At 59.9% G+C, this 6,490-nt stretch carries 6 protein-coding genes; 4 read left to right on the forward strand and 2 right to left on the reverse strand.

Going from position 1 to position 6,490, the window contains the following annotated elements:
* Positions 1-2 precede the first annotated feature (2 nt).
* Positions 3-650, reverse strand: a complete 648-nt coding sequence (locus E7T06_RS15515; RefSeq protein ID WP_136366681.1) for a histidine phosphatase family protein — start codon at positions 648-650, stop codon at positions 3-5.
* A 79-nt stretch (positions 651-729) separates the two neighbouring features.
* Between E7T06_RS15515 and uvrC the strand changes: the two genes are divergently transcribed.
* Positions 730-2,586 (forward strand): excinuclease ABC subunit UvrC, encoded by a 1,857-nt coding sequence (gene uvrC, locus E7T06_RS15520; protein ID WP_136366682.1) that lies wholly within the window; start codon positions 730-732, stop codon positions 2,584-2,586.
* Positions 2,587-2,619: 33 nt separating this feature from the next.
* Positions 2,620-2,913: a GNAT family N-acetyltransferase gene (locus tag E7T06_RS15525; protein ID WP_240741103.1), complete on the forward strand. Its 294-nt coding sequence runs from the start codon at positions 2,620-2,622 to the stop codon at positions 2,911-2,913.
* A 212-nt stretch (positions 2,914-3,125) separates the two neighbouring features.
* Here the strand turns inward: E7T06_RS15525 and E7T06_RS21290 are convergent, their stop codons facing one another.
* A complete protein-coding gene (locus tag E7T06_RS21290) occupies positions 3,126-3,296 on the reverse strand; it encodes a hypothetical protein (RefSeq protein ID WP_168733577.1) in 171 nt (56 codons plus the stop codon).
* 316 nt (positions 3,297-3,612) lie between these two features.
* Between E7T06_RS21290 and E7T06_RS15530 the strand changes: the two genes are divergently transcribed.
* Both E7T06_RS15530 and E7T06_RS15535 read left to right on the forward strand, forming a co-directional pair.
* Positions 3,613-5,553, forward strand: a complete 1,941-nt coding sequence (locus E7T06_RS15530; protein ID WP_136366683.1) for a lipocalin family protein — start codon at positions 3,613-3,615, stop codon at positions 5,551-5,553.
* Positions 5,554-5,603: 50 nt separating this feature from the next.
* Positions 5,604-6,326: a phosphatase PAP2 family protein gene (locus tag E7T06_RS15535; RefSeq protein WP_240741104.1), complete on the forward strand. Its 723-nt coding sequence runs from the start codon at positions 5,604-5,606 to the stop codon at positions 6,324-6,326.
* Positions 6,327-6,490: the final 164 nt, after the last annotated feature.

The raw sequence follows: 6,490 nt of genomic DNA on the forward strand, positions 1-6,490 counted from the left end.
CGCTATTGCTTATTTGTATTTTCAAGGTTTTCAAGATGGCCTGTGGCAGCGATACTCACGGCGTGCCAGCCCTGATTTAGCTTCCGCAGCTCCGTTACTGCTGTATTGGCGTGGGCGTAGCGGCCATCCAGCCACGCTTCCCGTACGTCTGCGCCCATTAAGTCAGTCAAGTAAGCGATCAAGGAACCACCGTGAGCAACGATGATGGGCGTGCCGGATTGCGCCAGCACAGGTTGAAGCGCCGTTCGGAACCGGATAGCCACTTCCTCCAGACTCTCGCCGCCGGGAAAGCCGAAACTGCCGTCAGAGCGCACCAGTTCATGGGCGTGGGTATGCATGTCACTGTAGGCTCTCCCCTGCCAGTCTCCGGGGGCGATTTCTTGCAGGCCGTCTATCACGGTGATTTGGCCGCGCAAGGCTTGCGCAAGAGCGGTTCCAGTTTGGCGGGCGCGGAGGTACGAACTGGTATAGATTCGCGGTGATTCTAAGTCCTGCGCGGCGAACCAGCGGGCGACGGCCTCGACCTGCGCTTGCCCGACCTCATCTAAAGGGTCATCTGCGCCGCCTGTCAACACCTGCGAAACATTACCAGCGGTGCGGCCATGCCGAACCAGAAAAAGTCGGTCTGGAGAGGAATCCTGAGCAGGCATGAAGTACAGATTAGCGCCTCGCGGTGGCCGTCGTAAGCAGACATCCGGTTGACCATCCCATTACGCTCTATGCTAAAGCGTGCATTTTGACGATCTGCCCGTGCTGCCCATCACGCCCGGCGTGTACATTTTTCGCCGCACCGGAACACCTATTTACATCGGCAAGGCCAACAACCTACGCTCGCGGGTGGGCCAACATTTCAAGGTGGGCGGCAAAAGCGGCAAGTTCACGTCGCTGGCCGATACGCTGGAATTTATTACCGCCCGCAACGAAGTCGAGGCGTTGGTGCTGGAAGCCAACCTGATCAAGCAGCACCGCCCGCATTACAACGTGATGCTCAAGGATGACAAGCATTACCCATTCCTCAAGCTGACCAATGAGAAGTTTCCGATGCTGCTGGTCACGCGGCGGGTGATCAAGGACGGGGCCAATTATTACGGGCCGTATCCAGACGCTTCGGCGGTGCGGCGAGTGAAACACCTGATCGACACGATGTTTCCGCTGAGGAAGAACAGTGGGTTGCCGCTGCAAAAAAAGCCGCGCCCGTGCCTGAATTTTCATATGGGGCGCTGCTTGGGGCCGTGCGTAGACAAGGCTGATCCTGACGAATACACCCGGATCGTGGAAGACGTGAAAGGGTTGTTAGAAGGCCGCGCCGCGCCTGTGATCGCCCGCTTGCGTGACGATATGGCCGTTGCTGCAAAAGGCCGAGACTTCGAACAGGCCGCCCGCGTGCGTGACCGGGTACAGGCCGTGGAAAAGCTGTTCGGCACTGAGCAGCACGCCTTCGTGAGCGATGAGACCGATTTGGATTTCTTGGGCGTGGCGCGGGCGGGCGAATACGCGATGGTGCAGTTGTTCCGCATGCGGGCAGGGCGGGTGGTAGGCCGCGACAAGCGCTTTCTGACCGATGCAGAGGGCGACGGCAGCGGCGGCGAGGGCGAAATCGTGGAAGCCTTCGTGCAGGATTACTACACGCAGGCCACGCATGTGCCGGGGCTGATCCTGCTTCCGGCAGACTTTGAGGCCGCGCCTGTGTGGAGCGAATTTTTGACGGAAAAAGCGGGGCGCAGGATTGAGATGAGGACGCCCAAGCGCGGCGATAAAGTGGACTTGATCGAGATGGCGCAGCGCAACGCCGTGAACGGGCTGGAATCTGAAATGGCCCTGCTGGAGCGGCGCGGCGATCATCCGGGGCTGGACGCCCTGCGCGAAGTCTTGGCCTTGCCGGAGCGTCCGTGGCGCATCGAGGGCTACGACAACTCCAACCTGTTCGGCAGCAACATCGTGTCGGGCATGGTGGTGTTCGAGGGCGGGCGCAGTCGCCGGGGCGAACACCGCCGCTTTAAGGTAAAAGGGCTGGATCATCCGGACGATTACACGTCGATGAAGCAGACGATTGTGCGGCGTTTTACCGGAAGCTTGGCCGACAAGTTGCCGTTGCCCGATCTGATGCTGATCGACGGGGGGCGCGGGCAGGTGAACGCTGCGCTGGATGCCCTCAAGGAGGCTGATATTCGTGTGGCTGTGGTGGGCCTCGCCAAGCGCGAAGAACGCCTGATTTTGCCCGGACGGTTCGGGGCGCAGTGGTGGCTGACGGAAGGGACGGAGGTAGGTGTAGAGCGGGAATTGTTGCTGCCGCAGACCCACCCGGCCCTGCGGATGATGATCGGCGTGCGCGACGAGGTGCATAACTACGCCGTGTCCTATCACCGCAAACTGCGGGGGCAAGATATGCTCCGTAGTGTCTTCGACGACTTGCCGGGCATTGGGCAAAAGCGCCGGGACGCCCTGCTAGAACACTTTACGAGCTTGGAGGATTTGGCGAGTGCGCCCGTGGAACACATTGCCCGCGTGCCGGGAATGAACGCGCGGGCGGCCCAGAGCGTCAAGGACTTCTTGGCACAGCGGGAAGTGAACGCGGCTCCGTTGTAGGGAGAGCTGTTGGTTGTCCGTTTACACTGGCCCATGCCCGAATTCCTGATTTGCCCTGCGCGGTACGACGATTTGGCTGAGGTGCAAACGCTGTATAAACACCTCAGCCCCTCGTCGCCGGAGCTGAGTACAGAGGCCGCCAATCACGTTTGGTGGGAGTTGCTGGCCGATCCTAAAATGCATGTGCTGGTGGCCGAGCAAGACGGCGTGTGGGGCACGGTGACGCTGGTGGTCATGCCCAATTTGACGCAGGGCGGGCGGCCCCATGCGCTGAGCGAGAATGTGGTGACTCATTCGGAGAAACGCGGAGAAGGCATAGGCAGGTAGCTTTGGCACGGGCACGGGGATCCTATAAGGTCATGCTGGTCACGGGCCGCCGCGCACCGGTTGTACGCAGGCAGTGGCCTTCGGTCTGACGCGGTGGCCTATTTCGCACGCTTGGAAGTGGAGCACGTTACCGAAGTGTGAGGCGTGCAAGACACCAAGAAAATTTCCCCCTCAACTTGCGAGGGGGTTTATTTCAACTGCGGTGACTGGCCTCACGCGGGGCGGACTGGCGCGGCAAAGAGGCGGTGCAGGACGGCGCGGAGGCTAAAGCTGGGGCGGGTGGGTTGGCCTTGGCGGGCACTGCGGGCCTGAGCTTCACGGGTGGCTTCGGCGCGGAGGGCTTCGGCGTGCAGGACATTGATTTCGGCGTTCAGGAAATGCATGGGGTTCCTTGGGGCGCGGCCTGTGGGTGGCCCGGTGGTGCGCCTTTGTTGTGGCTTTATGGTGCGCTTGTGTGCCCGTGCTGCACATGCGGCGAGTGGCGCATAGGTGAGTGAGCCGAGTGGCTTAGGCAACGCTGGAACGCTAGCTGACGGTGATGAAGATTTCCTTTAGTTATTCCAATGTAACGTGTCGCAGCTTGTACACACCTCCGCCTTTTGAGCAGCCGACGCTTAAGCCGAAGCTCTCTCGCCTCATCCCACTTCACGTGGCAGCGGATATCTATAGAGGATGGAAAAGTGCTGGAGCAGGCTGGTGGTGACGGGCGTACTGGGCGGCATGCTGGTGGGGAGCGCCTACGCCGCTACGTTCGGCAACTACGTCTTCGAGCTTCCGGCAGGGTGGACGCAGGCCAAACAGGGCGGCGGACTGGTGCTGACGCTGCCACCCAAGACGGCGGGAGACCGGGCCACCATTCGGCTCACGGCGGGCGCGGTGCTGTCGGGGGAGTTGAGAACGTGGTTTGCAGCGCAGGTGGCAGCGTTCAACAAGGGTGCGGCGGTGCTGAGCCAATCGGAAACGCAGGCCGACACCGACGAAAATGGCCTGCCCGTGCTGGCTACCGTTGTGGTGGTCGAGGTGGGTACGGGCAGCGAATGGCGACTGTTTGCGGCTACCAAAGCGGGCAACCGGGCCGAGATGCTGGTGTTCAGTGCGTCTAGTTTAGAGAGCTTTACGGCACATCAGGCGGAACTTACGGCCTTTACGGATCGGCTTAACTTTGCCAATGTGAAGGCTCCGGCGACGGCAGGTACGACGAAAACAGCCACTCCAACGGTCAAGGCTTCCGGCAGCCTGCCTACTGTGCCCGCGCCGAATGTGGCCCAACTGGTACGGGCGGGCCTGAATCCGCGCAAGCAACCGTTTCCCGACGAATTCCGTTGCTACTTGTCTGTTCAGAGCAGCGACTATTCCAAGCCTGCCTTCGCGCTCCAGATTTTGCCGGGGGGCCGCTACCGCGCTCCCGGTGGCGAAGGCACGTACAAAATGGTGCAGTCCAGCAGCAGCAGCTCATTGAATTACTTGCGCTGGCAGGGCGGGCCGCTGGCAGGCACCGACGACGCCTACTTGCTGTTCGACAGCACCTACGGCCAGACGATTCAACTGGACGGCGTGACCGATCAGGATCGGCGGCTGTATTGCCACCAACGGGGCAGCGCCGAGAGTCATGCGCTGGTGGAATTTCGGCGCAAAGACCCGCAGGTGGGCAAGTACCCCTGCCGCTCGCTGGACGGCAAAAACACCGATCTAGGCACGCTGGAACTGCTGGCGGGCCGCGTTTACCGCTATAAGGGCAGCAGCGGCAAATACGCCGTCAATATCATGGGGAAACAGAGGGACTCGTTTAGTGGCGTGGACTTTGTGGGCGGGCCGTTGGACGAAGAATATTCCACCTACTCCGAAGATGAACTGGGCGAGCGTGAATTTGGACGAATTCTGCGAAATATGCGCTGTAGCCAGATTGCCAAGCCAATTGTGGAGCCGACATTTGGCACGGCCAAAGCTCCAGCCCCGCCTGCCGGTTCGGGCGGCATCGAGGGTGCATACTCTCAAACCATCCAGAATTTCTACCCGAACGCCAGCCTAGAACATTACTTCTATATTTTTAATAAGAACGGCTATGTGTTTACAGGTGATCCGGAAACATCTTTGGCCGATGCCGACTGCACCAAGACCCGGCCCAATGGCCTCCCACTGTGCGAGGTCTATTCCATCAAAAACGGTCTGCTGACTATAGGCACCGATAAGCCGGAGAAGTGGGAACGCACCGCCAGTGGCTACAAACTGGACGGCGAAAACTTGAAAGCCGTCAAGCCGCTGGGGAACCTGAAATTGGCGGGAGACTACCAAGCCATCAGTACGTTTACAGCCGTAATGGGATCAGGCGGCGGTGTCTTCTATAACAACCTGACTTTTCGCAAAGACGGCACCTTTACCAGAGTAGCTACCGGAGGGGTGTCTATAACCACCACCACCGATGGCACGGCTTTTGGCGAGACCACAGGCGGCGTTTCCAGCAGCAGCGAGCGCAAAAACAGCGGCACGTACACCCTGTCGGGCAACACGCTGACGCTGACTTACGGCGATGGGCGGGTGGAAAAACAGTTTGCTTATCTGCCCAGCACCGAAAATGGAAAGCCGGATTTGGAGTGGCTGTATGTCGGTGGCCGCAACTACTTTTTGGATGATGGAAAATAAACCTTGCTGTTGCTTTAGGCTCCGGCTGACCCACAGATGACAATGCTCTAATGCCCGGTATGTCTGGGCTGCATTTGAGATGGCACTTCACACGCCGGGAATTGTGGGCGTTTTTAAAGGTCAATTGGCGGGGGCTGTTGCTCCTCCTGATCGGCGTCTTGGCTCCGCTCCTGCTCTTTTTTGAGCTGACCGAGGACGTGTTTCAGGAGGGCGGCTTTGCGTGGGACGCCTCGGTTTTGGCGTGGTACCGCGCCCACCGCACACCAGAGCTGACCGCTGTGGCTAACGCGTTGGCGGTGCTGGGCGGCTTTGCCGTACTGCCATTGGTCACGGGCCTGATTGCCTATTTGCTGGCGCGGGCCGGAGCCAAAGCACACGGCTGGTTTTTGATATTGGCGTTGGCCGGGGCCGCGTTACTCAATACCATTGCCAAGCTGATCTTTCACCGCGCTCGCCCGGATATTTTGGAGGCACTCGTGCGCGAGCCGGGCTTCAGCTTTCCCAGCGGGCACGCCATGAGCAACGCGGCCTTCGGATTTGCGTTGATCGTGGTGTTTTGGCGTTCACGGGCGGGCTGGCCGGTGGCGGTGGTGGCCGGACTGTGGGCCATAACAGTGGGGGCCAGCCGCAATTATTTGGGCGTCCATTACCCATCGGATGTGTTGGCGGGCTTTTTGGCATCGGCAGCGTGGGTGGCCGGACTGTACTTGCTGATGAGCCGTAGATGGCCGGGACTGAGGAAATCTCCGAAGGGCGAGCGGGATACACGGTGATGAATGCGGGCGAACTGGATCGATTCCAAGTTCGCCCGCTTTGTTTGGGGAGTTGCTTCAGTGCTGTAAAACCTACTTTGCTCAGTGCAGAGCCAGTGCAGCCACCGCGCCCGTATAAGAGACTGTCTGGAAAGCGTGGTTGCAGGGGGTTTTGAGAGATTATA

Origin of the sequence: Deinococcus sp. Arct2-2 (assembly GCF_004801315.1) — a bacterium.
Lineage (GTDB): Bacteria > Deinococcota > Deinococci > Deinococcales > Deinococcaceae > Deinococcus.

Coding starts and splice junctions, on each gene's coding strand:
- E7T06_RS15535 (WP_240741104.1), top strand. CDS start 5,604: ATGCCCGGTATGTCTGGGCTGCATTTGAGATGGCACTTCACACGCCGG.
- E7T06_RS15525 (WP_240741103.1), top strand. CDS start 2,620: ATGCCCGAATTCCTGATTTGCCCTGCGCGGTACGACGATTTGGCTGAG.
- E7T06_RS15515 (WP_136366681.1), bottom strand. CDS start 650: ATGCCTGCTCAGGATTCCTCTCCAGACCGACTTTTTCTGGTTCGGCAT.
- E7T06_RS21290 (WP_168733577.1), bottom strand. CDS start 3,296: ATGCATTTCCTGAACGCCGAAATCAATGTCCTGCACGCCGAAGCCCTC.